The sequence below is a fragment of the Microvirga pakistanensis genome, assembly GCF_004458765.1.
Lineage (GTDB): Bacteria > Pseudomonadota > Alphaproteobacteria > Rhizobiales > Beijerinckiaceae > Microvirga > Microvirga pakistanensis.
The window spans coordinates 222,954-248,155 of record NZ_SPJX01000510.1 but is presented as its reverse complement, the minus strand read 5'-3'; the positions used below and the strand labels follow the sequence as shown (position 1 = coordinate 248,155).

Genomic DNA, 25,202 nt, shown 5'->3' with positions numbered 1-25,202 from the left:
TTCAGGATCATCCAGCAGAACCTTGAGGACATGGCCGGGGGAGAGCTGCGGGTGTCCTTCCCGCATGGCCAGATTTTGCGCGGCCTGGACGAAACCCCGGGCGCGCTCGGTGTACTTTTCGAAATTCATCTCTCATCCCTCCTCAGGCTCGCCCGCCCTCTTCGGAGGCACAGGCAAGCCCTGCGATGTCGGACCTTCCAACGTGAAGCATCCGCTTGCGCTTAAGGTGGTGGCATTGATCGGGAACAACAAGAGGGGAACCCCCGTGACGCCCTTGCATTGACCCCGCAGCGATTTCGATGGATTCGAGGAGGCTTCCATGACGCGCGATCCGCGCTCAGACGCCGAGAAGGCCCGCGCCGACCTGGCGCGCAACGCCGAGATGGGGCTCGCCGTGCCGGAGAGCCCCTTGGAGGAGCAACCCTCCGTGACCCCCCAGACCTTCGGCGACACCAGTGAGAACGGGCGGGTGCTCCGCAACGGAGAGGGCGCCAAGGCTACCGATGCCGGCCAGGATATCGGCGATTCCACCGGCACCATGAAGACCTCCCGGGATATCCCCGAGAACCGTCAGAACGTTGAAACCCCGCCCACCCATCGCAGCGACCGGAGCGATGGCGTGCTCTCGCGCGCAAAGGAGTGATTTATCATGGGATTTTCCGATCTACTTGCCCGTTTCAGCCCGAAGAAGCGCAAGGCCGAGCAGGCCCGCCAGGAGCTGATGGCCAATGCCGAGAAGGCGCTCCGCATGAAGCAGGAGAACGGCGTCGGGGCTAACATTCCCGAGCACCGGACCGCCCACGAGGGCATGACCCCCAAGACCACGAACGAGGATCATATCCCGGCCCGCGAGGGCTATTTCGAGCCCGAGCTCAAGCGCACGAAAGTCGCCCGTTCGGGGGACGCCTCTTAAAAGAGCGCCGCACATCGTTTGTGAGGGAGCCCTGCCGGTGACCGGCAGGGCTTTTCTCTGCCGGAAGCATGCCTTAACGCTTCAGAGCATGAGCATTCGCATCGCCTCCCTCCAACGCTACCCCGTCAAGGGCCTGTCGCCCGAGACCTTGGACATCGCCACCCTCGCCAAGGGCGGCTACTTCCCCGGCGACCGGCTTTTCGCCGTCGAGAACGGCCCCGCCGGGTTCGACCCGGGCAACCCGCAGCATCAGCCGAAGATCAAGTTCCTCATGCTGATGCGCAACGAGAGCCTGGCCCGGCTGAAGACGCGCTATCTCGACAGCATCACGACGCTCTTCATCGAGGAGGGCGGGCGCGAGGTGGCCCGGGGGGATCTCTCGACACCGGAGGGGCGGCTCGCCATCGAGGCCTTCTTCCGCCGCTATCTGCCGAAGGAGCTGCGCGGGCCGCCGAAGGTTCTCACGGCCCCCGAGGGCTTCCGCTTCACGGATTCCCGGCGCGGCTACGTCTCCCTCATCAATCTCGCCAGCGTGCGCCAGCTCGAGGCCGTGGTGGGCTCAGCCGTCGATCCCTTGCGCTTCCGCGGCAACATCCACATCGACGGCCTCGAGCCCTGGGCCGAGTTCGACCTCGTGGGACAGGTGCTGACGGCGCCCTCCGGCGTGCGCCTGAAAGTGACGAAGCGGATCGAACGCTGCGCCGCCACCAACGTGGATCCTCTCACCGGCATCCGCGATCTCCAGATCCCGAAGAGCCTCATGCAGGCCTATGGGCATTTCGACTGCGGCATCTATGCCGAGGTCGTCAGCGGGGGGAGCCTTGCGGCCGGCGACGCTCTGGAGACCGAACAGGCGACACTGGCTCTGTAAGGGACGACGCAACGAAAAAGGGAGAGCGATGCTCTCCCTTCCTCATTCTCGTTTTGGGTTTTCGGCCGTTATTCGGCGGCCGGCGTCTCCACATCGGGCTTGAAGCTCGCGGCCTCCTCGCCTGCGTTCTCCACCACGTCCCGACGGGTGCGGCGGGGGCGGCGGGCGCGCGGACGCTCCTCCAGGGGCTGCTCGCCGCCAAAATCCAGAGTCGGAGCGACCGGAGCCTGATCCTCGACGGGAGCAGGCGCGGCACGCACCGGATTGGTCAGGAAGGCTGGCAGGGCGCCCGTGTCGGAGGCATCGGCCTCCTCGCGCCGGCGATCCCGCTGGAAGCGCTCGCGGCGCTCGCCACGCTCGGGACGATCCTGGCGCTCAGGGCGCTCGAAACGGGCCGGGCGCTCGCCCTCGCCGTTCGACGGCTGGTCGTCCCGCTGGAAATCCTGGCGCGGGCCCCGGTCGCGCTGGAAGCGCTCACGACGGTCCGGGCGGTCACCACGCTCCGGGCGATCGCCGCGCTCGGGGCGATCGCCGCGCTCGGGACGATCGCCGCGCTCGGGACGATCTTGGCGCTCGTTGCGCTCCTGGCGATCTCCCCGGTCGAAGCGGGCCGGGCGTTCACTCTCGCCGCGCGTCTCATAAGGCTGCGGCTGGGAGCCGAAATCCGCGTCGTCGCCGTTGCCGGCGCGCTCGAAGCTCGGGCGCTCGCCCGGCGCGAAGCCGTCCTCGTCACCGTCCTCGTCGAAACGCTGCTGGTAGCCATACTGCTCGCGCAGCTGCTCCTGGGCGGCCGCGATGATGCGGTAATAGTGTTCCGCATGCTGGAAATAGTTCTCCGCCGCCACCGGATCGCCGCTGGCCTGCGCGTCACGGGCAAGCTGGCTGTATTTCTCGGCGATATGCTGAGCCGTGCCGCGGATCTTCACGTCCGGGCCGTTCGACTCGTAGCTCTTGGTCAGGGGATTGGGACCCTTGTTGCCATTGTTGCGGTTGCGACCGCGCATACGCCTGTTCTGTCCTGGTCTCATTTTATGCTCTACGAGCCTCGCTGGTTCTTAAGCCCACGCGATATTGCAAGCCAATGTTCACCGAACGGGCTCAACGCCCACCGTTCGCGTGGCAAACCGTCTGTTGTTCAGCCAGAGCCGACCGGCGTCCGACCATCCTTCAGTATCGGGTTCAGATGACCGCGCCCGGCTGTTCAAAAAGCCCCTGCCTGCGCGGTGGATATCGTTTGGTCTTCCGGCCTATCCCTTCGGGGGCTGCCGTTTTGTTGCGACCGAGGACGATCTCTAGGATCGAATCTAGCGGGTTCCTCCCGGTCCAACAAGCCATTTTTAAGCTTTAACCCCATCCTGAGGCAAGAATGCCTCACCCTGCACGGTCACGCACGCCTCATGGCGACGCATCGGGGGTTGTCAGAGAGATCGTGTGCGATCCGCAGGATTTCAAGACCATGAGCGGCAGCCAGGCCGCGTAAATCTTCGGCCTGGTCATAACCGATCTCGACCGCCAGGAGCCCGCCGGGGATCAGGAGGCGCTTCGCCGCCCCCAGGAGGATCCGATAGGGCTCCAGGCCATCCGGGCCGCCATCGAGGGCAAGAAGCGGATCGTGGTCGCGGACCTCCCGGTCCAGGGTCGGGACGACCGCGGAGGCAATGTAGGGCGGGTTGGAGACGATCAGGTCGAATCGGCCCGTAACCGCGTCCGCCCAGCAGGAGAGGGCGAAACGGCTCCGTTCGCCCACTCCGTTCGCCCAGGCGTTCCTGCGGGCGGTCCGCAGAGCGCCGAGCGACAGATCCGTGCCCAGGCCCTGGGCCTGGGGCAGTTCGTGGAGGAGCGCCACCAGAAGGCAGCCCGATCCGGTGCCGAAATCCGCCATCAGGAGGGGAGCCTGCCGGTCGGGCAGCAGGCCGAGAACGGTCTCCACCACGGTCTCCGTATCGGGGCGCGGCACCAGGGTCTCGGGCGAGAGGACGAAAGGCAGACCCCAGAACTCCCGCTCGCCGACGATTCGCGCCACCGGCTCATGCGCGAGGCGGCGGCGGGCGGCGGCTTCGAGGCGCTCGGCCTCCTCGGCCGACAGCGGAACATCGGGCTGGGTGATGAGCGCCGTCGCCGGGATGCCCAGCACGGAGAGGAGCAGAAGCCGCGCGTCGAGGGCGGCCGTTTCGAAGCCCGCCTCGGAGAGCGTCCTGCGGAGATCCCTGAGAGCCTGGTCGCGGGTGAGGGCGGTCAACCCGCGGCACCCCGGCGATAGCGCTCGAGCCTCTCGTCCAGCGTGCCGGTATGCAGCTCGAACAGGTGGTTGTCGTGGTCGTAGAAATAGAGGGACTGGCCCTCGCCCTCGACGCGCGGCCTCGATTCGCGCATTTCCAGCCCGAGCCTCTCGATCCGCGCGCGATACGCGTCGATGGCCGAAGCCGGGATCTTGAAGGCGATATGGTTATAGCTGCGCGAGGGCAGGCTCTCACCCTCCATGACGGCGATCCATTGCCCGCCCACGATGAAGAATTTTTCTCGCGAGAGGGAGAAGGTGTTCTCGCCCGAGGAGTAGACCTCCCGTCCGTCGAGAACCTGGCTCATGATCGCGCTCATCCGCTCGAGATCGCTGGTGATGAGCGTGACGTGGCTCAGGCCCTCGATCATGCGGCCTGGTCCTGGGCGGCGAGCTGGGCGGCCTGATGCTCGGTGATCAGCGCGTCGACCAGCTCGTCGAGCGCGTTGCCGGCCATCACTTCCTCCAGCTTGTAAAGCGTAAGGTTGATCCGGTGATCCGTCACGCGCCCTTGCGGGAAGTTGTAGGTGCGGATGCGCTCGGAGCGGTCGCCGGAGCCCACCTGCGACTTGCGGTCGGCGGCCCGCGCGGCGTCCTTCGCCGTGCGCTCGGCGTCGTAGAGGCGCGAGCGCAGGAGCGCCATGGCGCGGGCGCGGTTCTTGTGCTGCGAGCGCTCGTCCTGCACGAACACGACGGTGCCGGTCGGGAGATGCGTGATCCGGATCGCGGATTCGGTCTTGTTCACGTGCTGGCCGCCCGCGCCCTGCGCCCGCATGGTCTCGATCTTCAGGTCCGCGTCGTTGATGACGATGTCGACATCCTCCGCTTCGGGCAGCACGGCGACCGTGGCGGCGGAGGTGTGGATGCGGCCTTGCGTTTCGGTGTCGGGCACGCGCTGCACGCGATGCACGCCGCTCTCGAATTTCAGGCGCGCGAACACGCCGCGTCCTTTGACTTCGGCCACCACTTCCTTGTAGCCGCCCGCCGTGCCCTCGCTCTCGGAGACGACCTCGACCTTCCAGCCTTTCAGGTCCGCGTAGCGTGTATACATGCGCAGCAGATCGCCGGCGAACAGCGCGGCCTCGTCGCCGCCGGTGCCGGCGCGGATTTCGAGGATGGCGCTCTTCTCGTCCGCCTCGTCCTTGGGCAGCAGCAGGATTCGCATGTCCTGCGCCGCCTTCTCGAGATCCTCGCGCGCCTGGGGCAGCTCCTCCTCCGCGAGCTTGCGCATCTCGGAATCGGTCGAGGGATCGCCGATGAGCGTCAGAAGACCGTTGAGGTTATCCTCCATGGCGCGATAGGCCCGGATCGCGCCGACGACGCCGTCGAGCTCGGCGAGCTCGCGCGACAGCGCCACGAAGGTTTCCGGATCGGGACCGGCATTGAGCGTCGCCGTGATGATGTCATGGCGGGCCAGGATGGCGTTCAGGCGATCGGAGGGAGGTGCAATCGACATCAGACCGGGATACCACGGGTTTCCGCGAACTGGGCAAGCCTGGGGCGCAGCGTATCGCCGCTCCCGGCATGTTCCAGCTCTTCTCGGATGAAGGCTTCGAGCTCGCCCACGTCGAGGGCGAGGAGCATGGCTTTGACCGGCCCGATGGAGGCCGGAGACATGGACAGCGAGCGGAAGCCGAGGCCCAGAAGCGCCATGGCCTCGAGCGGACGCCCGCCGATCTCTCCGCACAGCGTCGTAAGGCAGCCCGCGGCCCGCGCCTGCTCCGCCACGAGCCGCAGGGCCCGCAGCATGGGCGTGCTCAACGGGTCGAAGCGGTCCGCCACGCGCCGGTTCTCGCGGTCGATGGCGAAGAGAAACTGCATCAGGTCGTTCGAGCCGATGGAGATGAAATCGGCGCGCTCGCAGATTTCCTTGAGCTGGAAGAGGAGGGACGGCACCTCCAGCATCACGCCGAGCTTGAGGTCGGACGGCAGCGGGTGTCCGTGATTCAGGAGATAGCCCTTCTCGCGCTCCACGATGGCGCGTGCGCGCTCGAATTCGTCGCAGGTCGCCACCATCGGGAACATGATCTTCAAGGGGCGCCCGGCGGCGGCCTTCAGGAGGGCGCGAACCTGGGCTCGCAGCAGGCCCGGCCGGTCGAGGCCGATGCGGATCGCGCGCCAGCCCAGGGCCGGGTTCTCTTCCTCGACCGCCTGCATGTAGGGCAGGATCTTGTCGCCGCCGATATCGAGGGTGCGGAACGTGACCGGGCGGTCGCCGGCTTCCGCGAATACGGCGCTGTAGAGGGCCTGCTGGTCGGAGGCCGAGGGCATCCTCTCGGCGATCATGAACTGCAGCTCGGTGCGGAACAGGCCGACGCCCGCCGCGCCCGTCTCGGCGAGATGCGGCAGGTCGACCAGAAGACCCGCATTGAGCTGCAGGGCGATCTCGACCCCGTCCTTGGTGACCGAGGGCACGTTGCGCAGCTTCTGGTACTGCTCCTGGCGCTTGGCGCGAAGCCGCGCCTTCTCGGCATAGGCCGCTTCCACGTCGGCGCTGGGCCGGATCTGGACCTCGCCCGCCGCGCCGTCCACGATGATGGCATCGCCCGGTTCGGTGAGGGACGTGGCGTTCGACACCTCGCCCACGGCGGGGATCCCGAGCGCCCGCGCCACGATGGCGATGTGGCTCGTGGGGCCGCCTTCCTCGAGCACGAGGCCGCGCAGGCGCGAGCGGTCGTAGTCGAGGAGCGCCGCCGGTCCCATGGAGCGGGCGACGATGATGGCATTGTCGGGAAGCGCGCTGCGCTCGGCCACCATGTTGCGCCCGACGAGCCGGAAGAGCAGCCGGTTGGCGAGATCGTCCAGATCGTGGAGGCGCTCGCGAAGGTAGGGGTCCGTCTGGCGCAGCATGCGCGCGCGATTGTCGGACTGCACCCTCTCGACCGCCGCCTCGGCGGTGAGGCCCGAGGACACCGCCTCGCGCATGCGGCGCAGCCAGCCCTGGTCATGGGCGAACATGCGGAAGGTTTCCAGGACCTCGCGGTGCTCCCCGTGATGGGCCACGTCGCCCCGTTCGATCAGCTCGTCGATGGAGGCGCGCACCTCGCCGATCGCCTGCTCCAGGCGCCGCAGCTCCGCGTCGACGTTCTCGGCGATCAGGTTCTTGACGACGACCCGGGGCTCGTGGAGCACCACATGGCCGAGGCCCACGCCGTCGGCCAGAGCCGCGCCCTTCTGGTAGACGGGACGGCGCAGGGCGATCCCGGTCTCGACCGGGGCGAGGGCCTGCAGCTCGCCAGTCGCCAGCATCTCGGCCACCACCATGGCGGTGGTCTGAAGGGCCTCGACCTCTTCTTCGGTATAGATGCGATAGGTTCGGTTCTGGACGACGAGAACGCCGAGCGTATTGCCGGCCCGCAGCAGCGGAACGCCCAGGAAGGCGTGATAGATCTCCTCACCCGTCTCCGGCTTGTAGGAGAAGGCCGGATGGCTCTGGGCGTCGGAGAGGGCCAGAGGCTCCGCCGTGGCGGCGATGAGGCCGACGAGGCCTTCGCCCGAGCGCATGACGGTCTGGTGGACGGCTTCCCGGTTCAGGCCCTCCGTGGCGAAAAGCTCGAGCACGCCGTCGCCGCGCAGCACATAGACAGAGCAAACCTCCGCCACCATGTTGGCGGCGATCTGGATGACGATCTTGTCGAGGCGGTCCTGGGCCCCTACCGGCTCCGCCATAATCTCGCGGAGGCGGCGCAGCAGAAGGCGCGGACCGCCGGGAGCGCTAGGCATGAGCTGTCAGGTTCCCGTCCTTCGGAGCCGGTGAAGCGAACCGGCGGTTGTTGGCCCAAGTGTTGCAGCCCGACGGACCGGCCGTCAATCGGGCCGCTGGCCGATCAGGTCTTGTCCAGGCCGTATAGCGAGTGAAGCGTGCGCACGGCAAGCTCCGTATAGGCCGAGTCGATCAAAACCGAGAACTTGATCTCGGAGGTGGTGATGGCCCGGATGTTGATGCCCTTGTCGGCCAAGGCCTTGAAGGCCCTGGCCGCCACGCCGGCGTGGCTGCGCATGCCGACCCCGATGGCCGAGACCTTCACCACGTCGGTGGCGCCCTGGAGGTCGCGGAACTCGATCTCGTGCTTGTGAGCGTTGAGCACCGCGCAGGCCCGCTCGTATTCGGCGGAAGGGACCGTGAAGGTAATGTCCGTGGTGGTGGTGTCGTCCGAGACCACCTGGATGATCATGTCCACGTTGATGTTGGCGTCGGCGAGCGGCACGAAGATCGAGGCGGCGACGCCCGGCTTGTCGGCCACATTCCGCAACGTAATCTGGGCTTCGTCGCGCGAATAGGCGATGCCCGTGACAACCTGCTGTTCCATGATGTCTTCCTCGTCGCAGATGAGGGTGCCGAGCTTGGGGTCGGCGGGATCGTCGAAGCTGGAGCGCACATAGGTCGGGACCCGGTGCATCATGGCGAGCTCGACCGAGCGCACCTGGAGCACCTTGGCGCCGAGAGATGCCATCTCCAGCATTTCCTCGTATGATACCTTATCCAGGCGCTGCGCCTTGGGCACGATGCGCGGATCGGTGGTGTAGACGCCGTCCACGTCCGTGTAGATGTCGCAGCGCTCGGCCCCGATGGCGGCGGCCAGCGCCACGGCGCTGGTGTCCGATCCGCCACGGCCCAGGGTCGTGATACGCCGGGTCTCCTGGTGGACGCCCTGGAAGCCGGACACGACGGCGACTTCCTTCTTCGTCTCGAAGCCCTCGATGATGCCGGAGCCGTCGATGTCGGCGATTCGCGCCGAACCGTGGGCGTCCGAGGTCATGATCGGGATCTGCCAGCCCTGCCAGGAGCGCGCCTTGATGCCCATTTCCTGGAGCGCGATGGCGAGGAGGCCCGACGTCACCTGCTCGCCGGAGGCCACGACCACGTCGTATTCCTTGGAATCGTAGAGGGAATTCGCCTCCTTCACCCAGCCGACCAGCTCGTTGGTCTTGCCGGCCATGGCCGAGACCACCACGGCCACGTCGTAGCCGGCCTCGACCTCGCGTTTGACGTGCCGCGCCACGTTGCGGATGCGCTCTACGTTGGCGACGGATGTACCGCCGAACTTCATGACAAGACGGGGCATGCGAAGAAGGCCGTGGGTTAAGGGAAAATTTTGCCCTTCGCGAGTTCGGAAAGGCGCGTATACATGACGGCAGGGCCGCGTGCTGTCAACGCGCGGAAATCATTTCTTCGTCCAAGGATTCCGATCTCATGGCTGACGGCGCTTCCACGACCATCGACCCGGCCGAGGTCGCCCGTTTCGAACGGATCGCCGACACCTGGTGGGACCCGAACGGCCCCATGAAGGTTCTGCACAAGTTCAACCCGGTGCGGCTGGCCTATATCCGGGACGAGGCCTGCCGCCGGTTCGGGCGCGATCCGCGCTCGGCCCGTTCCCTGGAGGGGCTGACGATCCTCGATGTCGGCTGCGGCGGCGGCGTTCTGTCGGAGCCTCTCGCGCGTCTGGGCGCCACGGTGACGGGGCTCGACCCGGCGCCCACCAACATCTCGGTGGCCCGGCTCCACGCCGAGCGCGCGGGGGTGCCCGTGGATTTCCGCAATGAGACCGTCGAGGCGGTGGTAGGCCGGGGCGAGGCCTTCGACATCGTTCTCGCCATGGAGGTGGTGGAGCACGTGGCGGATGTGCAGGCCTTCGTGCGGGCCTGCGCCCAGGCGGTGAAGCCGGGCGGCTGCCTCGTCATGGCGACGATCAACCGGACGCTGCGCTCCTTCGCGTCCGCCATCGTGGGGGCGGAATACATCCTGGGCTGGCTGCCCAAGGGCACCCACGAATGGGAGAGGTTCGTCACCCCCGAGGAGCTGACCGACGCCATCCGGCAGGCGGGCTTTGCCCTGAACGACCTGACCGGTGTCGGCTACAGTCCCCTGCGGGACAGCTGGTCCCTCTCGCGGGACCTCTCCGTCAACTACATGCTCCTGGCCTCGCGCGCCTGAAGCTTTTCGCGCGGCGCGAAGCTCAGAAGCGCGAAGCCCGCCAGCGCCGACAAAGCCGAGCCCATGAGCACGCCGATCTTGGTGGCGTCGGCGAGTTCCGGCTGGCCGGGGAAGGCCAACGCACCGATGAACAGGCTCATGGTGAAGCCGATGCCGCACAAGAGCGCCACGCCGTAGCATTGCAGCCGCGTGGCTCCCGCGGGCACGTCGGCGAACCGCAAGTGGATCGCCACCCAGGAAAAGGCGTAGACCCCCACCTGCTTGCCGATGAAGAGGCCCATGGCGATGCCGAGCGGCAGCGGGCTGATGAGAGCATCGAGCGAGAGACCCGACAGCGAAACACCCGCATTGGCGAGGCCGAAGATCGGAATGATGCCGTAGGCCACGGGGCCGTGGAGCGCGTGCTCCAGGCGATGCAGCGGCGCATCCTCCGCGCGCGTCTTCTTCGGGGCGGCGTGGAGCGGAACCGTCAACGCCAGGGCGACGCCCGCGAGCGTGGCGTGAATGCCCGACTTCAGCACGAAGAACCACAGCACCGCGCCGACGAGCAGATAGGGCGCGAGGCTCGTGACGTTGAAGCGGTTGAAGGCCACGAGCACGATCAGGCAGAGGGCGGCCGCGCCCAGCATCGCGAGCGAGAGGTCGCTCGTGTAGAACAGCGCGATGATGATGATCGCGCCGAGATCGTCCAGGATCGCGAGCGCCGTCAGGAAGATCTTGAGCGACGTGGGCACGCGCGATCCGAGCACCGCCAGCACGCCGAGCGCGAAGGCGATGTCGGTGGCGGCCGGAATGGCCCAGCCGTGATGAAGCTGCGGCTCGTTGCGGGTGATGGCGAGGTAGACGACGGCCGGCACGACCATGCCGCCGAGCGCCGCGATGCCGGGCAGGATGCGGCGGGGCCAGGTCGAGAGCTGGCCGTCCAGCATCTCGCGCTTGATCTCGAGCCCGACCAGCAGAAAGAACACCGCCATCAGGGCATCGTTGATCCAGTGCAGCACGCTGAGGCCGAGAACATAGGTTTTCAGGACCCCGAAATAGAGATCCGCGAGAGGCGAATTGGCGAGAACGAGGGCGATCACCGTTACGGCCATCAGGATCATGCCGCCGGACGCTTCGCTGTCGAAGAACTTGCGCATCAAGGAGATGCGCCGCTTCGATGTTACGTGTTTGACCGGCTGATCCATGCTTCCACCTCCTTCGGCAAAACCGGTCATACCGACAAAGGTTCGGCGTGGAAGGCTAAAGAACGGCGTGTCCCATCACGAAACCAGGAGCAACTTAGCTGTTCAGGCTGGCGCAGGCGCTCGACGGCGCCTGGCGGCCAGGATCGTATCGAGGGTCACCGGGCGGTACTCCCAGGCATCGACTCCCACGTCGTATTGCCGGGTCTGAGGCTTCAGCTTGCCGTGGGAATGCCCGTGGAGATCGATCCAGCCACGGCCCATGTTCTTCCACGTGCGGAAGGCATAATGGCACATCACCACCGCGCGGCCATCGAGGTTGAGCTCCGCATAGGCCTGCACGCTGGCCCATGCTTTCGCAGCGAGCGTCGCCGCGCCGTCGTTGTTGCCGACGATCAGGTGCTTGCGTCCGTGGAGCATCGCGAGCAGCTCGTCGATCCGCTCCGGGCGCGCATGCAGGGCGAAATCGCCCAGATGCCAGACCTCGTCATCGGGCGAGACGGCCTCGTTCCAGTTCGCGACGAGCGCCTCGTCATGCTCGGGAATGGTCTTGAACGGCCGCTTGTCGATCCGCAGAACCCGGGGATCGCCGAAATGCGTGTCGCTCGTGAAGAAAACCGCCAACGGGACCCCCTCTGCTAAGCTTCAACTCCAGATGGAGCAGGCGGCCGGAAGGGGAAGGTCGAGAGCCGCTCGCCGTCAGTTCCGGTCGTCCGGCACATGGGGGATCGGCAGCACGTCGATGCCTTCCTCCAGGAGCGCGCGGGCCTCCTCGAGGTCGGCCTCGCCGTAGATCGAGCGCTCTTCCGCTTCGCCGTAATGCATCTTGCGGGCTTCCTCGACGAAGTCCTTGCCCACGTTCTCGGCGTTTTTCATCACATGCTCGCGCAAGGCGCGCAGGGCCGCGCGGATCTCCCGCTCCTTGTCGGAGAGAACGGTCATGGCCTGCGGCTCGGGCTGCATGGAAGGGGCCTTGTCGGGGGCCTTGTCCGTGCGAGCGACGGAGGGCGCCATGATCTGCTTGTCCACCTCGGGCGAGTTGCAGACGGGACAGGTCACGAAGCCGCGCTTGCGCTGCGTCTCGAACGCATCGCTCGACGGGAACCAGCTCTCGAATTCGTGGGCCTGCTCGCAGGCCAGGGCGTACTTGATCATGTCCTTGGATGTTTCAATAAACGCAACGAAAGGTCAGGCGGAGGCCGCCCGGCCGAGAGTTTCAGGGCTGCGCGCGACCGCCACCTTGAAGGCGCGCGCGTTCTTCAAAGTCGGGATGCGCCCGCGCATTTCGGCCACCAGGGCCGGATCGATCTCCGCCAGGATCACCCCGGGCTCCGTGCCCGCTTCCGCCAGCACGCGGCCCCAGGGATCGACGATGATCGAGTGGCCGAAGGTCTCGCGGCCGCTCTCATGCAGTCCGCCCTGCGCGGCCGAGATCATGAAGGAGCCGGTCTCGATCGCGCGCGCCCGGTGCAGGACATGCCAATGGGCTTCGCCCGTCTGCCGGGTGAAGGCGGCCGGAGCGGACAGGAACGAGGCCCCGTTCTCGGCAAGCGCCTTGTAGAGCGCAGGAAAGCGCAGGTCGTAGCAGATGGTCATGCCGAGAAGGCCCCAGGGCGTTTCGGCCAGAACCGCCGTGTCGCCCCCCGTATAGGTGGCCGATTCGCGCCAGCTTTCCCCGTTCGGCAGGTCCACGTCGTAGAGGTGGATCTTGTCGTAGCTTGCTACGATCTCGCCGTCCTGGTCGATCAGGAAGCTCCGGTTGGCGACCTTGTCGCCCTCCTTCACGGCGATCGAGCCGATCTGGATCACGATGCTCTCTTCGCGTGCCGTCTCGCGAAGGGCCGCGAGCACCGGGTCCTGCGCCTGCGGACGGATCTTCTCGAACAGTTCCGCCCGATCCCGGCAGAGCAGGGAAGTCATTTCCGGCGTCTGGGCGAAATGCGCGCCTTTCCCGGCGGCCTCGCGCACCAGGGCCACGGCGGCGTCGCGGTTCGTGAGAACGTCGCGGCCGGAGCGCATCTGGATGCAGGCGGCCGTGAAGCGGGCTGAGGTCATCGGGGCGGTTCTCCCTCAGGCCTGGAGGAGGGGCTCGAGTTGCCCCCGGTCGTCGAGGGCATAGAGGTCGTCGCAGCCGCCCACATGCCTGTCGCCGATGAAGATCTGCGGCACGGTCGCGCGCCCTCCGGCTTTCTGGATCATCTCCGCCCGCGCCTCGGGGGTCCTTTCGATGTCGATCTCGGTGAAGGCTGCGCCCTTCTCGTCGAGGAGCCTCTTCGCAGCCGAGCAATAGGGGCACCAGCCCTTGGTGTAGATCGTGATGGACGGCATGAATGTCTCCGTGCTTGAGGCCTAGATATAGGAACAACGAGGCTCGTATCACAACTCCTGGACAACTCTCGCGAAGGCGAGAATGTCCACGCGGGCTGCCCCACCCCGCAGGAGCGCCCGGGCGGCGGCGTTCGCGGTGGAGCCGGTGGTGAGCACGTCGTCGACCAGGAGCACCCGCTTGCCCTTCAGTCGGGCCCCGGCCTCCGGCGGCACGCGGAACGCGCCCTGCAGGTTCTCTCGGCGCTGCGCCTTGGTGAGGCCGACCTGCCGGCGCGTGCGCTTGACGCGGGCGAGAGCCGAGGGGTCGCAGGGCAGGCCGCTGTCCCGGGCCACCACCTGGGCCAGCGCCATGGCCTGGTTGAAGCGCCGCCGCCAGAGCCGCCAGCGGTGGAGCGGCACCGGGACGATCACGTCCGCATCCCTCAGGAGCTCCGCACCGGCCCTCGTCATCATGCTCCCCAAGGCGCGCGCCAGATCCAGCCGGTCGTTGTACTTGAGGCGGTGCACGAGCAGGCTTGCCGTTCCATCGTATTCCGCCACCGCCCGGGCACGCTCGAAGACAGGCGGATCGGCAAGGGCGGCCGGCGAAAGCAGGGGCTGCCCGAGATCGATCTGGAAAGGCATGCCAAGCCGTTCGCAGAACGGGCGCTCGATGAAGCGGATGCCGGACCAGCAGGCGGCGCACAGCCCATGGGGCTGGCCCGTCGCCGCCTGGCAGGCGATGCAGCCGGGCGGGTAGACAAGGCCGAGCGCGGCCTGCGCCAAGCGCCTGCCGAACGACAGCGCAGGCTCGAGGAGCGCCATGCGGAACCGGGTCTCCATGCTCATGGGGTGAGCTTAGAGCATCGTGCGGAAAAGTGGATCCGGTTTTCCGCTAAGACGATGCTCTCATTGAAGAAAGCATCGGATGGTCCCCAAAAGCGCAAGTCCACTTTTCTCGTCCGATGCTTTAGCCGAGGCGCGCGCCCGGTGCATCTGTTTCGCCGGCCGGCAAGAAATGTCTTGGTTCTCGGGCGGGGAGGGGCCATATCGAGCGCCTCATGAGCACACCCAACGTCTTCGACCGCTCCCTCGTCCGCCGGCGCCTGTCGCGCGCGCTGAAGGCCGGCTATGCCGATTTCCTTCTGGTCCGCGCCGTCGAGGATCTCCAGGAGCGGCTGTCCACCGTGCTGCGCTCCTTCTCGCAGGCCCTCGATGTCGGGACGCCGACCCCCGCCGCAGCCGATGCCCTGCGGCGCGGCGGCCTCGCCGAAAGGGTCGTGCGCCTGTCCCCCACGCCTGAGCCGGGCCATGTGCTGGGCGACGAGGAGCGGCTGCCGTTTTCCGGGGAGCGGTTCGATCTGGCGGTGTCGCTGCTCGCTCTTCAGAGCGTCAACGATCTCCCGGGCGCGCTCATCCAGATCCGGCGGGCCCTCAGGCCCGACGGCCTGTTCGTCGGAGCCCTGCTCGGCGGCGCCACCCTGACCGAGCTGCGCCAGGCCCTGACCCAAGCCGAGGCCGAGATGGAAGGCGGCGTGAGCCCGCGCGTCGCGCCGTTCGCGGATCTGCGCGACATCGGCGGCCTGCTCCAGCGGGCCGGCTTCGCCCTGCCGGTCACCGATACGGACATCGTCCGCGTGCGCTATGCCAATGCCTTCGCGCTCATGCGCGACCTGCGCGCCATGGGCCTGACCAACGCGCTGAGCGACCGCCGCCGGACGCCCCTGAAACGCGCCACCCTGATGCGCGCGGCCGCGATCTACGCCGAGCGCTTCGCCGATCCCGACGGACGTGTTCCGGCGACCTTCGAACTGGTCTGGCTGTCTGGCTGGGCGCCGCACGAGAGCCAGCAGAAGCCGCTGCGGCCGGGCTCCGCCAAGATGCGGCTCGCCGATGCGCTGGGCGTGAAGGAGGGGGATCCCTCGCCGCCCGAGAAGGGCTGAGCCCCCGGCCGAGGCTCCGGCCTGCAACCGGGAGGCGCTCTGCCCGTTTTCAAGCCATCAGTCCTGGAGAGCCCTGCGTCATGAAAGAGCCCGGTCCGGATCATCCGATCACGATCACGCCCAACCCGCACCGCATCCGGGTCATGCTCGGCGGCTTCATCGTCGCCGAGACGACGCAGGCGCTGACCCTCCAGGAGGCCACGCTCCCGCCGGTGCTCTACATCCCCCGCCAGGACGTGCATATGGACCTGCTCGATTCCACCGATCACACGACCCATTGCCCCTACAAGGGCGACGCGTCCTACTTCACGGTGACCGGGGGCGGGCTCGTGCGCGAGAACGCCGCCTGGAGCTACGAGAGCCCCCCGCCGTCCGTCGCCGCCATCAAGGAGCATGTGGCCTTCTACCCTGAGAAGGTCGACGCCATCGAGGAATTCCGGGACTGACGGAAAGAAGCGCGGCTTCACGCCCGGTAGGCGGCCGAACGGAAGGCTTGCCGCCGCCGCTTCCCCGCGCCACTCTGGCGCGGAAACCGGATGATCCCATGTCGCCCTTCACGTTCAACACCGCCCCGTCCCTTGTCTTCGGTTCCGGCAGCGTCGCACGCATCGGGGAGATCGCCGCACGGCAGCTCGGGCCCCGGATCGTGCTCGTGACCGATTCCGGATTGGTCAAGGCGGGCCTGCTCGACAGGGCCCTTCATGCGCTCGCGGAGGCGGGCGTCGCGGTGCATGTCTTCGACGGGGTCGTGGCCGATCCGCCCGAGGCGGTCGTGCTCGCGGCCGTCGAGAGGGCAAGCGCCTTCGAGGCGCGCGCGGTGATCGGGTTCGGCGGCGGCTCGTCCATCGACGTGGCGAAGCTCGTGGCTCTGCTCGTGGCGGGGAACGAGGGTCTCGCCGACGTCTACGGCGTCGGACTCGCGAAGGGGCCGAGGCTTCCGCTCCTCGCGGTTCCCACCACGGCGGGCACCGGATCGGAGGTGACGCCGATCTCCATCGTCACCACCGGAGCGCACGAGAAGAAGGGCGTGGTGTCGCCTCTCATCATCCCGGACATCGCGCTGCTCGATCCGGACCTCACCCTGAACCTGCCGCCCCATGTGACGGCGGCCACCGGCATCGATGCGATGGTCCACGCCATCGAGGCCTATACCTCCACGAGCGCCAACAACAATCCGGTCTCGAAGGCGCTCGCGAGAGAGGCGATGCGTCTGCTCGGGCGCAACATCGAGCGCGCCGTGCATCACGGTCAGGACGGCGAGGCGAGGGCCGCGATGCTGCTCGGCTCCCTGCTGGCGGGCCAGGCCTTCGCCAACTCGCCTGTGGCCGCCGTGCATGCGCTCGCCTATCCCCTCGGCGGTCATTTCGCCGTGCCGCATGGCCTCTCCAATGCCCTCGTGCTGCCGCATGTGCTGCGCTTCAACGCGAGCGCCTGCGGGACGGCCTATGCGGAACTCGCCCCCCATGCTTTCCCGGACCTCGGAGACCGCGCCGGAGCCGACGCTTTCGTCGAGGCGCTTGCTGCGCTCTGCATGAGGGTCGGCCTCCAGCCGCGCCTGCGCGATGTGGGAATTCCTCAGGATGCGCTGCCGCTGCTGGCGGAGGACGCGATGAAGCAGACGCGCCTGCTCGTGAACAACCCGCGCCCGGTGTCGCTGGACGACGCGCGCGCGATCTACGAAGCCGCCTGGTGAGCGGCTCCATGTCCGAGCGTCCCGCGCGGTTGACCCGCTCCGCCTTCAGGCTCTTTCGCCCCGTCGCCACCCGATGGATGGACAACGATGCCTACGGGCACGTGAACAACGTCCATTACTATTCCTATTTCGACAGTGCCGTGAACGCCTGGCTGATCGAGGAGGGATTGCTCGACTTTGCGAACAGTCCGGTGATCGGCCTCGTGGTGGAATCCGGCTGCACCTATTTCGAGAGCGTGGCCTTCCCCGAACGGTTGGAGGCCGGCATCGTGGTCGCGCATCTCGGCCGCTCGTCGGTGCGCTACCGGATCGGCATCTTCAAGGAAGGCGCGGAGCTTGCGGCCGCGCAGGGCCATTTCGTCCATGTTTACGTGGATCGGGCGACGCAGCGTCCCGTCGATATTCCACCGCGGACGCGGGAGGCGCTCAAGTCCCTCACCTAAGCTTTCCTGAGAAGGACACGAGGGCAACGCCCGACAGCACCACCGCGCCGCCGAGGATCTCGCGCGGGCCCACGCTCTCGTTCAGGAACAGCACCGCGAGCAGGATGCTCCAGACCGGCGCCAGATAGCCCACCATCGAAGCCCGGGTCGGGCCCGTGCGGCGGATCAGGTTCATGAACAGCAGGATCGGCAGGGCCGTGGACATGACGCCGAGCGCCAGCAGGGGCGCAAGATGCGCGGGAACGGGCGCGAAGGCCGCCGGGCCCGCGACGGCGAGCGCCAGCACGGTCGCGGCGGAGCCGGAGCCGATCTGCTGGCCGAGCGCCATGCGCGCCGGGTCCATGGCCTTGACGGTGCGCACATAGACGTTCGCGGCCGCGTAGCTGCAGGCGACCAGCACCATGGCGACGATGCCGGAAGGGCTGATTCCGCTGTCGGACAGGGCCGCGGGCCCGATCAGGACCCCCATGCCGATGAAGCCCACGAGAACGCCGAGGAGACGCTGCGGCGTGAGCCGCTCGTCGGCGAAGAGCAGGTGGGACACGAGGGCGACGATCAGCGGCGAGGAGGCCTGGATCATGGCGGCGGGCGCCGTGGCGATCTGGGTCAGCGCGTAGGCGACGAGCACGTTCGGCAGCCAGCCGTTGAACGTGCCGAGAAAGGCCCAGACCCGCCATTCGTGGCGCTGCGGCAGAATACGCTTTCCCTGAATTAGGAACCATGCGGCAAGGGATGTCGCCCCGATCACACCGCGCAGGGAGGCCAGGACGAAGGGGTTGAGGCTGCCGCTCAGCTTCACGAACAGGAAGGCGCTGCCCCACAGGGAGGAGCAGACGAGGAGATTGGACAGGATGAAGGCCGGGGTCGGAGCGGGCGCCGATCCTGCGGGTTGAGACGACATGAAGGACCTTACGATCCGAGAAGATCGAGCAGGAACGGGATCAGCGGCTCGTCCGCGGGCGGCATCGGATAGCGGCGCAGATCCTGCGGCTTCACCCATGCCAGGGCCTGCCTCTCCATGGGTTGCACGAAACCCTCCCAGCGGCGGCAGATGTAGAGTGGCATCAGGAGGTGGAAGCTCTCATAGGCGTGGCTCGCGAAGGTCAGAGGCGCGAGGCAGGGCTCCTTCACGGTGATGCCGAGCTCCTCGCCGAGCTCGCGAATCAGCGTCTCCTCCGGCCTCTCGCCCGGTTCGACCTTGCCGCCGGGAAACTCCCACAGGCCAGCGAGCTGCTTTCCTTCCGGACGCTGCGCCAGAAGGATGCGGTTGTCCGTATCGACGAGCGCGACGGCAACGACGAGGGTGAGCTTGAGAGGGGGCGTGTTCATGGACATGGCGGACCTTCAGCCGATTCGATCGCATAAAACAATTCACCTCTCCTTACTGGGTAACCTAGTAACGCTATATAGGTTTGCCCTAAGGGAGACCTATTCATGCTCGCACCCAAGTCTTTGCTTCAAACCGTGGCCATTCCGCTGGGTTCTGCGCTTCCGGGTATCGCCCAGGCCGCCTGCAACGGGCCACCCGTCACGTTTACCGGTGATACGGTCGAGCTTGAAGCGCCCATCACCGTCAAGTCGAGCACAGGGTGCGCCTTTGGTCTCACCGGTATCCCTGGACCATCACTGACGTGAAGATCGTCCAGGCTCCCAGGATCGGTCGTGCGGGAGTGCAAAATCTGCGCGCCGTTTATGTTGCCAAGGCTGGCTATCAAGGCGCGGACGAATTCGCTTACGCTCTGATCGGCATGAACCAATATGGCGGACCGATGCGGGTGACGATCAAGCGCAAGGTGACCGTTGTTTCTTAAATCCGGCCATCAGCTCCGGTAGTCGCCGTTGATTTCCACGTAGGCCTTGGTGAGGTCGCAGGTCCATGCGGTCGCCTCGCCGCGGCCGAGGCCGAGGTCGACGCGGATCGTGATCTCGTCGCCCTTCATGTAGGCGGAGGTCTTCGCCTCGCTGTATTCCGGGTCCCGCGCGCCCTTCACGGCCACGCGGATGTCGCCGAACCAGATGGCGAGCTTGTCGCGCTCGGCCGGTTCGCCCGCCTTGCCGACGGCCATGACCACGCGGCCCCAGTTGGCGTCCTCGCCGGCCACCGCCGTCTTCACGAGCGGGGAGTTGGCGATCGCCATGGCGATGCGCTTGGCCGACGTGGTGCCCGTGGCGCCGGTCACCTTCACGGTCACGAACTTGCGCGCCCCCTCGCCGTCGCGGGCGACCTGCTGGGCGAGGTCGCAGAGCAGGCTCTCGAGCGCGGCGCGGAAATCCTTCAGGCGCCGGTCGCTCGGAAGCGAAATCGCGGGCGCCCCGCGGCCGGAAGCGGCGCCGGTCGCGAAGAAGAGCAGGGTGTCGGACGTGGAGGTGTCGCTGTCCACCGTCACGCAGTTGAAGCTCTTGTCGGCGCCTTTCTTGAGCAGCGCCTGCAGAACGGGAGCCGCGATGGGCGCATCGGTGAAGATGAAGGAGAGCATCGTCGCCATGTCGGGCGCGATCATGCCGGCTCCCTTGGCGATGCCGTTGATCGTCACCTCGACGCCTCCGAGGGTGGCCGTGCGGGTCGCCACCTTCGGGAAGGTGTCCGTGGTCATGATGGCCTTGGCCGCCTCGAGCCAGGCCGTGGGCTTCGCCTTCTTCTCGCAGGCTTCCAGGACGCCCTGGAACTTGGTGGCGTCGAGCGGTTCGCCGATCACGCCCGTGGATGCGACGAACACCTGCGAGGCGCGGCAGCCTGCGGCTTCGGCCGCGATCTCGGCGGTGAGCTTCACCGCATCCGCGCCCTTCTTGCCCGTGAAGGCATTGGCGTTTCCGGAATTGACCACGAGCGCCCGCGCCGTGCCCTTGGCGAGGTTCTTGCGGCACCAATCCACCGGAGCCGAGGGGCACTTGGAGCGGGTGAACACGCCCGCGACCGCCGTGTCCTTGGGCAGGGTCACGTAGAGCACGTCCGTCCGGTTCTTGTACCGGATGCCCGCCTCCGCCGTTGCGATCCGTATGCCCTCGATGGCGGGAAGGCTGGGAACTGTCTTGGGCGCGAGCGGAGACACGGTTTGGGACATGCGGGGTCTCAAAATGAGCGGATGGAATACCGTTAGGAAACGCGACGTGCGGTTTTTTACGGCTCCTTGTCAAGTCAAAGCTGCACGAAGGATGGTGCCGACGGCAAGGAACGCGTCCGCTGTGTCCCCGTTGACCCGGTCAGTATCAACGGAGGCTGTCATGACGGGTAAGCACCCGAAGACCAAGCCCGAGGAGCGGCCGCGCAGCGACCTCGACGTCGATCCCGGAATCGGACGCTCCAAAGGCACCACCATGTCCGGTGAGGATCCGCGCGATCTCGATGGCGGCTCGACCTTCCAGGGCGACGTGGAGAACCAGACCAGCGACGAGGGCGGCGTCGATCCGAACCGCCTGGGACGGACGAACAAGTGACGGCATCACTTCATTGGCGATCCTAGCCCATCCCGGACTTGGTCCGGGGATCCGCGCCTTTGGCAGCTGCGGTTGCGAAGACGTGGATGGCCGGGACAAGCCCGGCCACGACGAGAAGGAAACGGTATCGAAAGAAAAAGGGCGGTCTCCAGGGACCGCCCTTTGCACACCGGTGAGCCGGCAGATTACGGCTGCTTCTGCTCGACGAGGTTGCCCTTGTCGTCCAGGCGCTCGATCTTGGCGTCCTTGCGCAGGCTCGTGATGAGGTCCTGCTGGGCCTTGCGGCCGAGATAGGCCTCGACCTGATCCTTTGTCTCCTCGAAGCTCGGCGCGGGCTTGGCGCGCTTCTCCTCGACCTTGATCACGTGCCAGCCGAACTGGCTCTTCACCGGATCGGAGATCTGGCCGGCCTCCAGCTTGAAGGCGGCCTCGGCGAAAGGCTCGACCATCCGGTCCTTGGTGAAGAAGCCGAGATCGCCGCCGTCGGTCTTGGATCCGGGATCCTTGGAGAGCTCGCCGGCGACCTTGGCGAAGTCCTCGCCGCCTTTCACGCGCGCGGCGGCTTTCTTGGCCTCATCCTCGTTCTCCACGAGGATGTGACGCGCGCGAACCTCCTGCTCGGCGGGAAGGCTCTTGACGGTCTCGTCGTAGAGCTTGCGGGCGGCGTCCGGGGTCACGGCCTTCTTGGCGGTCTGGTCGAGGTACTCGTCCAGCAGGGTCTTGTCCCGGTTGTAGGCGAGCTTGCGGGCGAAATCCGCGCCGCTGCCGACCTTGGCGGCCTCGGCGGCCTTGGCGCCGAGCTTCAGATCGATCATGTAGCCGGTCAGAAGCTCACGCTTCTGCTCGTCGGGCACGTTCGGCATCTGAAGGGCCGGATCCTCGGCGGCGATGGCCAGATCCCCTTCGGTAATCTCAAGGCCGTTCACCCGGGCCACCACCTTGGAGGGGTCCACGGCCGGCACGGCGGCCGGGGAGGTGGCCGGGGACGAGGCAGGAGGGGACGAGGCGGGGGGCGTCTGGGCGAGGGCGGCGCCGGCCATCAGGGGCAGGGCGGCGCCAAGAGTGAGAAGGCTTTTGCGAACCGAGAGTGCAGACATGTCAGATCCTCTGGTGGGCTGACAGAGCCCACGGACAGCAAGGATCAGATGGCTCAACCTGTTTACGTTTGCAAGCGATGGCATATTTATGTCACAGCATCCCGTAAGCGTGGCCCTTTCGTCGGGGCCTGCTTGCGGAGGCCGGGCTGCGCTGTTCAGGCACGGACTTTAAGATGCGCTTCCGCATAATTAGGTCTATAAGGCGGCGCCAACGCCCCCTTAAATCTTCTGGAATTTCGAAGGCTCTCGATGTTCGGTTCTCTCGCGAAGAAAATCTTTGGCTCGGTTAATGATCGTCGGCTGAAGTCCTACCGGCCCAAGATCGCGGCCATCAACGCGATGGAGGCGGAGCTGGAGGCTCTCTCCGACGCCGAGCTGCGTGCCCGCACGGACGAGTTCAAGGCCCAGCTCGCCGCCGGAAAGACCCTGGACGACATCCTGGTCCCGGCCTTCGCCACGGTCCGGGAGGCCGCCAAACGCACCCTCGGCCAGCGCCACTTCGACGTGCAGCTCATCGGCGGCATGGTGCTTCACGAGGGCTCGATCGCCGAAATGCGGACCGGCGAAGGCAAGACCCTCGTGGCGACCCTGCCGGTCTACTTGAACGCCCTCGCGGGCAAGGGCGTCCACGTGGTCACGGTGAACGACTACCTCGCCCGCCGCGACGCCGAGTGGATGGGGCAGATCTACCGCTTCCTGGGCCTCTCCGTCGGGGTGATCGTCCACGGCATCGACGATGCCGAGCGCGCGCAGGCCTATGCGGCCGACATCACCTACGGGACCAACAACGAGTACGGCTTCGACTACCTTCGCGACAACATGAAGTACGAGATGGCGCAGATGGTCCAGCGCGGCCACGCCTTCGCCATCGTGGACGAGGTGGACTCGATCCTCATCGACGAGGCGCGGACGCCGCTGATCATCTCCGGTCCCCTCGACGACCGCTCCGATCTCTACAACGCCATCGACAAGGTGATCCCGCGCCTCGCCAAGGGCGACTACGAGGTCGATGAGAAGCAGCGCTCCGTGGCCCTCACCGAGGAGGGCACCGAGAAGATCGAGGAGCTGCTGCGCGCCGAGGGCCTCCTGAAGGAGGGCGACCTCTACGACGCCCAGAACGCCACCCTCGTGCACCACATGAACCAGGCGCTTCGCGCCCACACCCTGTTCCAGCGCGACAAGGACTACATCGTCCGCAACGGCGAGGTGGTGATCATCGACGAGTTCACCGGCCGCATGATGCCGGGCCGCCGCTATTCGGAAGGCCTGCACCAGGCGCTCGAGGCGAAGGAGCACGTGCAGGTTCAGCCCGAGAACCAGACGCTCGCGTCCATCACGTTCCAGAACTACTTCCGCCTCTATGCCAAGCTCGGCGGCATGACCGGCACGGCGGCGACCGAAGCCGACGAGTTCCTCGAGATCTACAATCTCGAAGTGGTGGAGATCCCCACCAACCGTCCCGTCGCGCGCGTCGACGATGACGACGAGGTCTATCGCACGATGGAGGAGCGCTACCAGGCGGTCATCCGCGACATCGAGGAATCCTCGGCCAAGGGCCAGCCGATCCTGGTGGGCACCACCTCCATCGAGAAGTCGGAATATCTCGCCGAGCTGCTCATCAAGGAAGGCTACAAGCTCATCGACTTCGAGAACCCGCAGGCGCTCGAGCCGCTCTACAGGGACGCGCGCGCCGGCCGCGGCACCAAGCACTTCGCGGTGCTGAACGCCCGCTTCCACGAGCAGGAGGCCTTCATCGTCGCGCAGGCCGGCGTGCCGGGCGCGATCACGATCGCCACCAACATGGCCGGCCGCGGCACCGACATCCAGCTCGGCGGCAACGCCAAGATGCGCATCGAGCGCGAGCTCGCCGGAATCGAGGGCGAGGAGCGCGCGCGCCGCGAGAAGGAAATTCTCGAGGAAGTCGCCGCGTTCAAGGAGAAGGCGCTCGCGGCGGGCGGCCTCTACGTGCTCGGCACCGAGCGCCACGAGTCGCGGCGCATCGACAACCAGCTGCGCGGCCGCTCGGGCCGTCAGGGCGATCCGGGTCGCTCGAAGTTCTACCTGTCGCTCCAGGACGACCTGATGCGCATCTTCGGCTCCGACCGCATGGACGGCATGCTGCAGAAGCTGGGCCTCAAGGAAGGCGAGGCCATCATCCATCCGTGGATCAACAAGGCCATCGAGCGCGCCCAGGCAAAGGTCGAAGCGCGCAACTTCGACATCCGCAAGAACATCCTGAAATACGACAACGTCATGAACGACCAGCGCAAGGTCGTGTTCGAGCAGCGCAAGGAGTTCATGGCGGAAGACAGCGTGCGCGAGACCATCGACGACATGCGCCACGGCGTGATCGAGGACATCGTCTCCCGCGCCATCCCCGAGAACGCCTATGCGGAGCAGTGGGACGTTCAGGGCTTGAAGCAGAACGTCGTCAACTTCCTCAATCTCGACCTGCCGGTCGAGGAATGGGCGAAGGAGGAAGGCATCGCGGACGACGAGATCCGCGAGCGCATCACCAAGGCCGCCGACGAGGCTTACGCGCAGCGCGTGGAAGCGAACTCCGCCGAGGTGATGAACTACGTGGAGAAGCAGGTTCTGCTGCAGAGCCTCGACCATCTCTGGCGCGAGCACCTGGTGACCCTCGACCACCTGCGCCAGGTCATCGGCTGGCGCGGTCTCGCCCAGCGCGATCCGCTCAACGAGTACAAGTCGGAGGCCTTCGAGCTGTTCAACACCATGATCGTGCATCTGCGCGAGCAGGTGACCGGCCAGGTCATGCGCATCCAGGTGGTGTTCCAGCAGCCCGAGGCGCAGCCGCTGCCGCCCATGTTCGCGCAGCACCTCGACCCCGCCACCGGCGAGAACGAGTTCGACATGCCCCAGGGCGCGGCCTTCGGCGAGGGTGGCCCCCAGGGCTTCGCCGCGACCAGCATCAATCCGGACACGGGCTCCCGGCGCGATCCGAACGACCCCGCCACCTGGGGTCGGGTCAGCCGCAACGAACCCTGCCCCTGCGGCTCCGGCAAGAAGTTCAAGCACTGCCACGGCCAGTTCGTGGCTTAGTGGCCGGACGATCGAGGCGTTTTCAAAGGCGTAGATG

Annotated in this window: 29 protein-coding genes; 12 read left to right on the top strand and 17 right to left on the bottom strand. The window is 66.8% G+C overall.

Going from position 1 to position 25,202, the window contains the following annotated elements; genetic code table 11:
* A partial coding sequence (locus E4K09_RS31160) for a Clp protease N-terminal domain-containing protein (protein WP_134500125.1) occupies positions 1-129 on the bottom strand: 129 nt, incomplete at its 3' end.
* Between the two features lie 190 nt (positions 130-319).
* On the opposite strand from E4K09_RS31160, the gene E4K09_RS23590 reads away from it, so the two are divergent.
* The 3 genes from E4K09_RS23590 to E4K09_RS23580 all read left to right on the top strand — a co-directional run bounded on the left by E4K09_RS23590 (position 320) and on the right by E4K09_RS23580 (position 1,784).
* Positions 320-643, top strand: coding sequence for a hypothetical protein (locus E4K09_RS23590; protein ID WP_134500124.1), 324 nt, complete (start codon positions 320-322; stop codon positions 641-643).
* Between the two features lie 6 nt (positions 644-649).
* Positions 650-913: a hypothetical protein gene (locus E4K09_RS23585; protein ID WP_134500123.1), complete on the top strand. Its 264-nt coding sequence runs from the start codon at positions 650-652 to the stop codon at positions 911-913.
* Positions 914-1,001: 88 nt separating this feature from the next.
* Positions 1,002-1,784, top strand: coding sequence for an MOSC domain-containing protein (locus E4K09_RS23580; RefSeq protein WP_134500122.1), 783 nt, complete (start codon positions 1,002-1,004; stop codon positions 1,782-1,784).
* A 68-nt stretch (positions 1,785-1,852) separates the two neighbouring features.
* Here E4K09_RS23580 and E4K09_RS23575 read toward each other — a convergent pair whose 3' ends face one another.
* The 6 genes from E4K09_RS23575 to E4K09_RS23550 all read right to left on the bottom strand — a co-directional run bounded on the left by E4K09_RS23575 (position 1,853) and on the right by E4K09_RS23550 (position 9,128).
* On the bottom strand, positions 1,853-2,788 hold the full coding sequence (locus E4K09_RS23575) for a DUF4167 domain-containing protein (protein ID WP_134500121.1): 936 nt from the start codon (positions 2,786-2,788) through the stop codon (positions 1,853-1,855).
* A 380-nt stretch (positions 2,789-3,168) separates the two neighbouring features.
* Positions 3,169-4,023 carry a peptide chain release factor N(5)-glutamine methyltransferase gene (prmC, locus tag E4K09_RS23570; RefSeq protein ID WP_134500120.1) on the bottom strand — a complete coding sequence of 285 codons (855 nt, stop codon included), beginning with the start codon at positions 4,021-4,023 and terminating at the stop codon, positions 3,169-3,171.
* Entirely contained in the window at positions 4,020-4,433 is a 414-nt protein-coding gene (fosX, locus tag E4K09_RS23565; RefSeq protein ID WP_134500119.1) for a FosX/FosE/FosI family fosfomycin resistance hydrolase, read from the bottom strand. Before fosX ends, prmC begins: the two co-directional genes overlap by 4 nt.
* Positions 4,430-5,518 carry a peptide chain release factor 1 gene (gene prfA, locus E4K09_RS23560; RefSeq protein WP_134500118.1) on the bottom strand — a complete coding sequence of 363 codons (1,089 nt, stop codon included), beginning with the start codon at positions 5,516-5,518 and terminating at the stop codon, positions 4,430-4,432. The genes fosX and prfA overlap by 4 nt, the downstream gene beginning before the upstream one ends.
* The gene (gene ptsP, locus E4K09_RS23555) at positions 5,518-7,785 is read right to left on the bottom strand and encodes a phosphoenolpyruvate--protein phosphotransferase (protein ID WP_134500117.1); all 2,268 of its coding nucleotides are present in this window, start codon (positions 7,783-7,785) and stop codon (positions 5,518-5,520) included. The genes prfA and ptsP overlap by 1 nt, the downstream gene beginning before the upstream one ends.
* A gap of 104 nt (positions 7,786-7,889) precedes the next feature.
* Positions 7,890-9,128, bottom strand: a complete 1,239-nt coding sequence (locus E4K09_RS23550; RefSeq protein ID WP_134500116.1) for an aspartate kinase — start codon at positions 9,126-9,128, stop codon at positions 7,890-7,892.
* Positions 9,129-9,256: 128 nt separating this feature from the next.
* Between E4K09_RS23550 and ubiG the strand changes: the two genes are divergently transcribed.
* The gene (ubiG, locus tag E4K09_RS23545) at positions 9,257-10,000 is read left to right on the top strand and encodes a bifunctional 2-polyprenyl-6-hydroxyphenol methylase/3-demethylubiquinol 3-O-methyltransferase UbiG (protein ID WP_134500115.1); all 744 of its coding nucleotides are present in this window, start codon (positions 9,257-9,259) and stop codon (positions 9,998-10,000) included.
* On the opposite strand, the gene nhaA is transcribed toward ubiG, so the two are convergent.
* The 6 genes from nhaA to E4K09_RS23515 all read right to left on the bottom strand — a co-directional run bounded on the left by nhaA (position 9,973) and on the right by E4K09_RS23515 (position 14,316).
* The gene (nhaA, locus tag E4K09_RS23540; protein WP_134500114.1) at positions 9,973-11,187 is read right to left on the bottom strand and encodes a Na+/H+ antiporter NhaA; all 1,215 of its coding nucleotides are present in this window, start codon (positions 11,185-11,187) and stop codon (positions 9,973-9,975) included. The two genes, ubiG and nhaA, sit on opposite strands and share 28 nt — an antisense overlap.
* Positions 11,188-11,289: 102 nt before the next feature.
* A complete protein-coding gene (locus tag E4K09_RS23535; RefSeq protein ID WP_134500113.1) occupies positions 11,290-11,808 on the bottom strand; it encodes a metallophosphoesterase family protein in 519 nt (172 codons plus the stop codon).
* A 75-nt stretch (positions 11,809-11,883) separates the two neighbouring features.
* Positions 11,884-12,339 (bottom strand): DUF1178 family protein, encoded by a 456-nt coding sequence (locus E4K09_RS23530; RefSeq protein ID WP_134500112.1) that lies wholly within the window; start codon positions 12,337-12,339, stop codon positions 11,884-11,886.
* 33 nt (positions 12,340-12,372) lie between these two features.
* Positions 12,373-13,239 carry a carbon-nitrogen hydrolase family protein gene (locus E4K09_RS23525; RefSeq protein WP_134500111.1) on the bottom strand — a complete coding sequence of 289 codons (867 nt, stop codon included), beginning with the start codon at positions 13,237-13,239 and terminating at the stop codon, positions 12,373-12,375.
* A gap of 15 nt (positions 13,240-13,254) precedes the next feature.
* The gene (gene grxC, locus E4K09_RS23520) at positions 13,255-13,512 is read right to left on the bottom strand and encodes a glutaredoxin 3 (protein ID WP_134500110.1); all 258 of its coding nucleotides are present in this window, start codon (positions 13,510-13,512) and stop codon (positions 13,255-13,257) included.
* 48 nt (positions 13,513-13,560) lie between these two features.
* Entirely contained in the window at positions 13,561-14,316 is a 756-nt protein-coding gene (locus tag E4K09_RS23515; protein ID WP_134500144.1) for a ComF family protein, read from the bottom strand.
* 236 nt (positions 14,317-14,552) lie between these two features.
* On the opposite strand from E4K09_RS23515, the gene E4K09_RS23510 reads away from it, so the two are divergent.
* From E4K09_RS23510 to E4K09_RS23495, 4 genes are all read left to right on the top strand, one after another.
* Positions 14,553-15,434 carry a methyltransferase domain-containing protein gene (locus E4K09_RS23510; RefSeq protein ID WP_134500109.1) on the top strand — a complete coding sequence of 294 codons (882 nt, stop codon included), beginning with the start codon at positions 14,553-14,555 and terminating at the stop codon, positions 15,432-15,434.
* Between the two features lie 80 nt (positions 15,435-15,514).
* On the top strand, positions 15,515-15,880 hold the full coding sequence (locus E4K09_RS23505; RefSeq protein ID WP_134500108.1) for a DUF427 domain-containing protein: 366 nt from the start codon (positions 15,515-15,517) through the stop codon (positions 15,878-15,880).
* Positions 15,881-15,978: 98 nt separating this feature from the next.
* Positions 15,979-17,127: an iron-containing alcohol dehydrogenase gene (locus E4K09_RS23500; RefSeq protein WP_134500107.1), complete on the top strand. Its 1,149-nt coding sequence runs from the start codon at positions 15,979-15,981 to the stop codon at positions 17,125-17,127.
* A gap of 8 nt (positions 17,128-17,135) precedes the next feature.
* Positions 17,136-17,570: an acyl-CoA thioesterase gene (locus E4K09_RS23495; protein ID WP_134500106.1), complete on the top strand. Its 435-nt coding sequence runs from the start codon at positions 17,136-17,138 to the stop codon at positions 17,568-17,570.
* On the opposite strand, the gene E4K09_RS23490 is transcribed toward E4K09_RS23495, so the two are convergent.
* Both E4K09_RS23490 and E4K09_RS23485 read right to left on the bottom strand, forming a co-directional pair.
* Positions 17,563-18,471, bottom strand: coding sequence for a DMT family transporter (locus E4K09_RS23490; RefSeq protein ID WP_166802466.1), 909 nt, complete (start codon positions 18,469-18,471; stop codon positions 17,563-17,565). The two genes, E4K09_RS23495 and E4K09_RS23490, sit on opposite strands and share 8 nt — an antisense overlap.
* Positions 18,472-18,479: 8 nt before the next feature.
* Positions 18,480-18,899, bottom strand: coding sequence for a (deoxy)nucleoside triphosphate pyrophosphohydrolase (locus E4K09_RS23485; RefSeq protein ID WP_134500143.1), 420 nt, complete (start codon positions 18,897-18,899; stop codon positions 18,480-18,482).
* 105 nt (positions 18,900-19,004) lie between these two features.
* Here E4K09_RS23485 and E4K09_RS23480 point away from each other — a divergent pair, with 105 nt between their 5' ends.
* Together E4K09_RS23480 and E4K09_RS23475 are read left to right on the top strand one after the other, a co-directional pair.
* Positions 19,005-19,205 carry a hypothetical protein gene (locus tag E4K09_RS23480; protein WP_134500104.1) on the top strand — a complete coding sequence of 67 codons (201 nt, stop codon included), beginning with the start codon at positions 19,005-19,007 and terminating at the stop codon, positions 19,203-19,205.
* Entirely contained in the window at positions 19,202-19,381 is a 180-nt protein-coding gene (locus E4K09_RS23475) for a hypothetical protein (protein WP_134500103.1), read from the top strand. Before E4K09_RS23480 ends, E4K09_RS23475 begins: the two co-directional genes overlap by 4 nt.
* 9 nt (positions 19,382-19,390) lie before the next feature.
* Here the strand turns inward: E4K09_RS23475 and argJ are convergent, their stop codons facing one another.
* A complete protein-coding gene (gene argJ, locus E4K09_RS23470; protein ID WP_134500102.1) occupies positions 19,391-20,632 on the bottom strand; it encodes a bifunctional glutamate N-acetyltransferase/amino-acid acetyltransferase ArgJ in 1,242 nt (413 codons plus the stop codon).
* 160 nt (positions 20,633-20,792) lie between these two features.
* Here argJ and E4K09_RS23465 point away from each other — a divergent pair, with 160 nt between their 5' ends.
* A complete protein-coding gene (locus E4K09_RS23465; RefSeq protein ID WP_134500101.1) occupies positions 20,793-21,005 on the top strand; it encodes a hypothetical protein in 213 nt (70 codons plus the stop codon).
* Positions 21,006-21,190: 185 nt separating this feature from the next.
* Here the strand turns inward: E4K09_RS23465 and E4K09_RS23460 are convergent, their stop codons facing one another.
* Entirely contained in the window at positions 21,191-22,102 is a 912-nt protein-coding gene (locus E4K09_RS23460) for a peptidylprolyl isomerase (protein ID WP_134500100.1), read from the bottom strand.
* A gap of 249 nt (positions 22,103-22,351) precedes the next feature.
* Between E4K09_RS23460 and secA the strand changes: the two genes are divergently transcribed.
* Positions 22,352-25,165, top strand: coding sequence for a preprotein translocase subunit SecA (secA, locus tag E4K09_RS23455; RefSeq protein ID WP_134500099.1), 2,814 nt, complete (start codon positions 22,352-22,354; stop codon positions 25,163-25,165).
* The last annotated feature ends 37 nt before the right edge of the window (positions 25,166-25,202 follow it).

Bases quoted from the DNA above. Each gene is read 5' to 3' on its own strand.
- E4K09_RS23465 (WP_134500101.1), top strand. From the start codon at position 20,793: ATGACGGGTAAGCACCCGAAGACCAAGCCCGAGGAGCGGCCGCGCAGC.
- E4K09_RS23460 (WP_134500100.1), bottom strand. From the start codon at position 22,102: ATGTCTGCACTCTCGGTTCGCAAAAGCCTTCTCACTCTTGGCGCCGCC.
- nhaA (WP_134500114.1), bottom strand. From the start codon at position 11,187: ATGGATCAGCCGGTCAAACACGTAACATCGAAGCGGCGCATCTCCTTG.
- E4K09_RS23480 (WP_134500104.1), top strand. From the start codon at position 19,005: ATGCTCGCACCCAAGTCTTTGCTTCAAACCGTGGCCATTCCGCTGGGT.
- E4K09_RS23485 (WP_134500143.1), bottom strand. From the start codon at position 18,899: ATGAACACGCCCCCTCTCAAGCTCACCCTCGTCGTTGCCGTCGCGCTC.
- E4K09_RS23525 (WP_134500111.1), bottom strand. From the start codon at position 13,239: ATGACCTCAGCCCGCTTCACGGCCGCCTGCATCCAGATGCGCTCCGGC.
- E4K09_RS23590 (WP_134500124.1), top strand. From the start codon at position 320: ATGACGCGCGATCCGCGCTCAGACGCCGAGAAGGCCCGCGCCGACCTG.
- E4K09_RS23575 (WP_134500121.1), bottom strand. From the start codon at position 2,788: ATGCGCGGTCGCAACCGCAACAATGGCAACAAGGGTCCCAATCCCCTG.
- E4K09_RS23515 (WP_134500144.1), bottom strand. From the start codon at position 14,316: ATGGCGCTCCTCGAGCCTGCGCTGTCGTTCGGCAGGCGCTTGGCGCAG.
- E4K09_RS23500 (WP_134500107.1), top strand. From the start codon at position 15,979: ATGTCGCCCTTCACGTTCAACACCGCCCCGTCCCTTGTCTTCGGTTCC.
- fosX (WP_134500119.1), bottom strand. From the start codon at position 4,433: ATGATCGAGGGCCTGAGCCACGTCACGCTCATCACCAGCGATCTCGAG.
- E4K09_RS23580 (WP_134500122.1), top strand. From the start codon at position 1,002: ATGAGCATTCGCATCGCCTCCCTCCAACGCTACCCCGTCAAGGGCCTG.
- E4K09_RS23505 (WP_134500108.1), top strand. From the start codon at position 15,515: ATGAAAGAGCCCGGTCCGGATCATCCGATCACGATCACGCCCAACCCG.
- secA (WP_134500099.1), top strand. From the start codon at position 22,352: ATGTTCGGTTCTCTCGCGAAGAAAATCTTTGGCTCGGTTAATGATCGT.
- E4K09_RS23585 (WP_134500123.1), top strand. From the start codon at position 650: ATGGGATTTTCCGATCTACTTGCCCGTTTCAGCCCGAAGAAGCGCAAG.
- ptsP (WP_134500117.1), bottom strand. From the start codon at position 7,785: ATGCCTAGCGCTCCCGGCGGTCCGCGCCTTCTGCTGCGCCGCCTCCGC.
- E4K09_RS23510 (WP_134500109.1), top strand. From the start codon at position 14,553: ATGAGCACACCCAACGTCTTCGACCGCTCCCTCGTCCGCCGGCGCCTG.
- argJ (WP_134500102.1), bottom strand. From the start codon at position 20,632: ATGTCCCAAACCGTGTCTCCGCTCGCGCCCAAGACAGTTCCCAGCCTT.
- E4K09_RS23530 (WP_134500112.1), bottom strand. From the start codon at position 12,339: ATGATCAAGTACGCCCTGGCCTGCGAGCAGGCCCACGAATTCGAGAGC.
- E4K09_RS23495 (WP_134500106.1), top strand. From the start codon at position 17,136: ATGTCCGAGCGTCCCGCGCGGTTGACCCGCTCCGCCTTCAGGCTCTTT.
- E4K09_RS23490 (WP_166802466.1), bottom strand. From the start codon at position 18,471: ATGTCGTCTCAACCCGCAGGATCGGCGCCCGCTCCGACCCCGGCCTTC.
- prfA (WP_134500118.1), bottom strand. From the start codon at position 5,518: ATGTCGATTGCACCTCCCTCCGATCGCCTGAACGCCATCCTGGCCCGC.
- E4K09_RS23550 (WP_134500116.1), bottom strand. From the start codon at position 9,128: ATGCCCCGTCTTGTCATGAAGTTCGGCGGTACATCCGTCGCCAACGTA.
- ubiG (WP_134500115.1), top strand. From the start codon at position 9,257: ATGGCTGACGGCGCTTCCACGACCATCGACCCGGCCGAGGTCGCCCGT.
- grxC (WP_134500110.1), bottom strand. From the start codon at position 13,512: ATGCCGTCCATCACGATCTACACCAAGGGCTGGTGCCCCTATTGCTCG.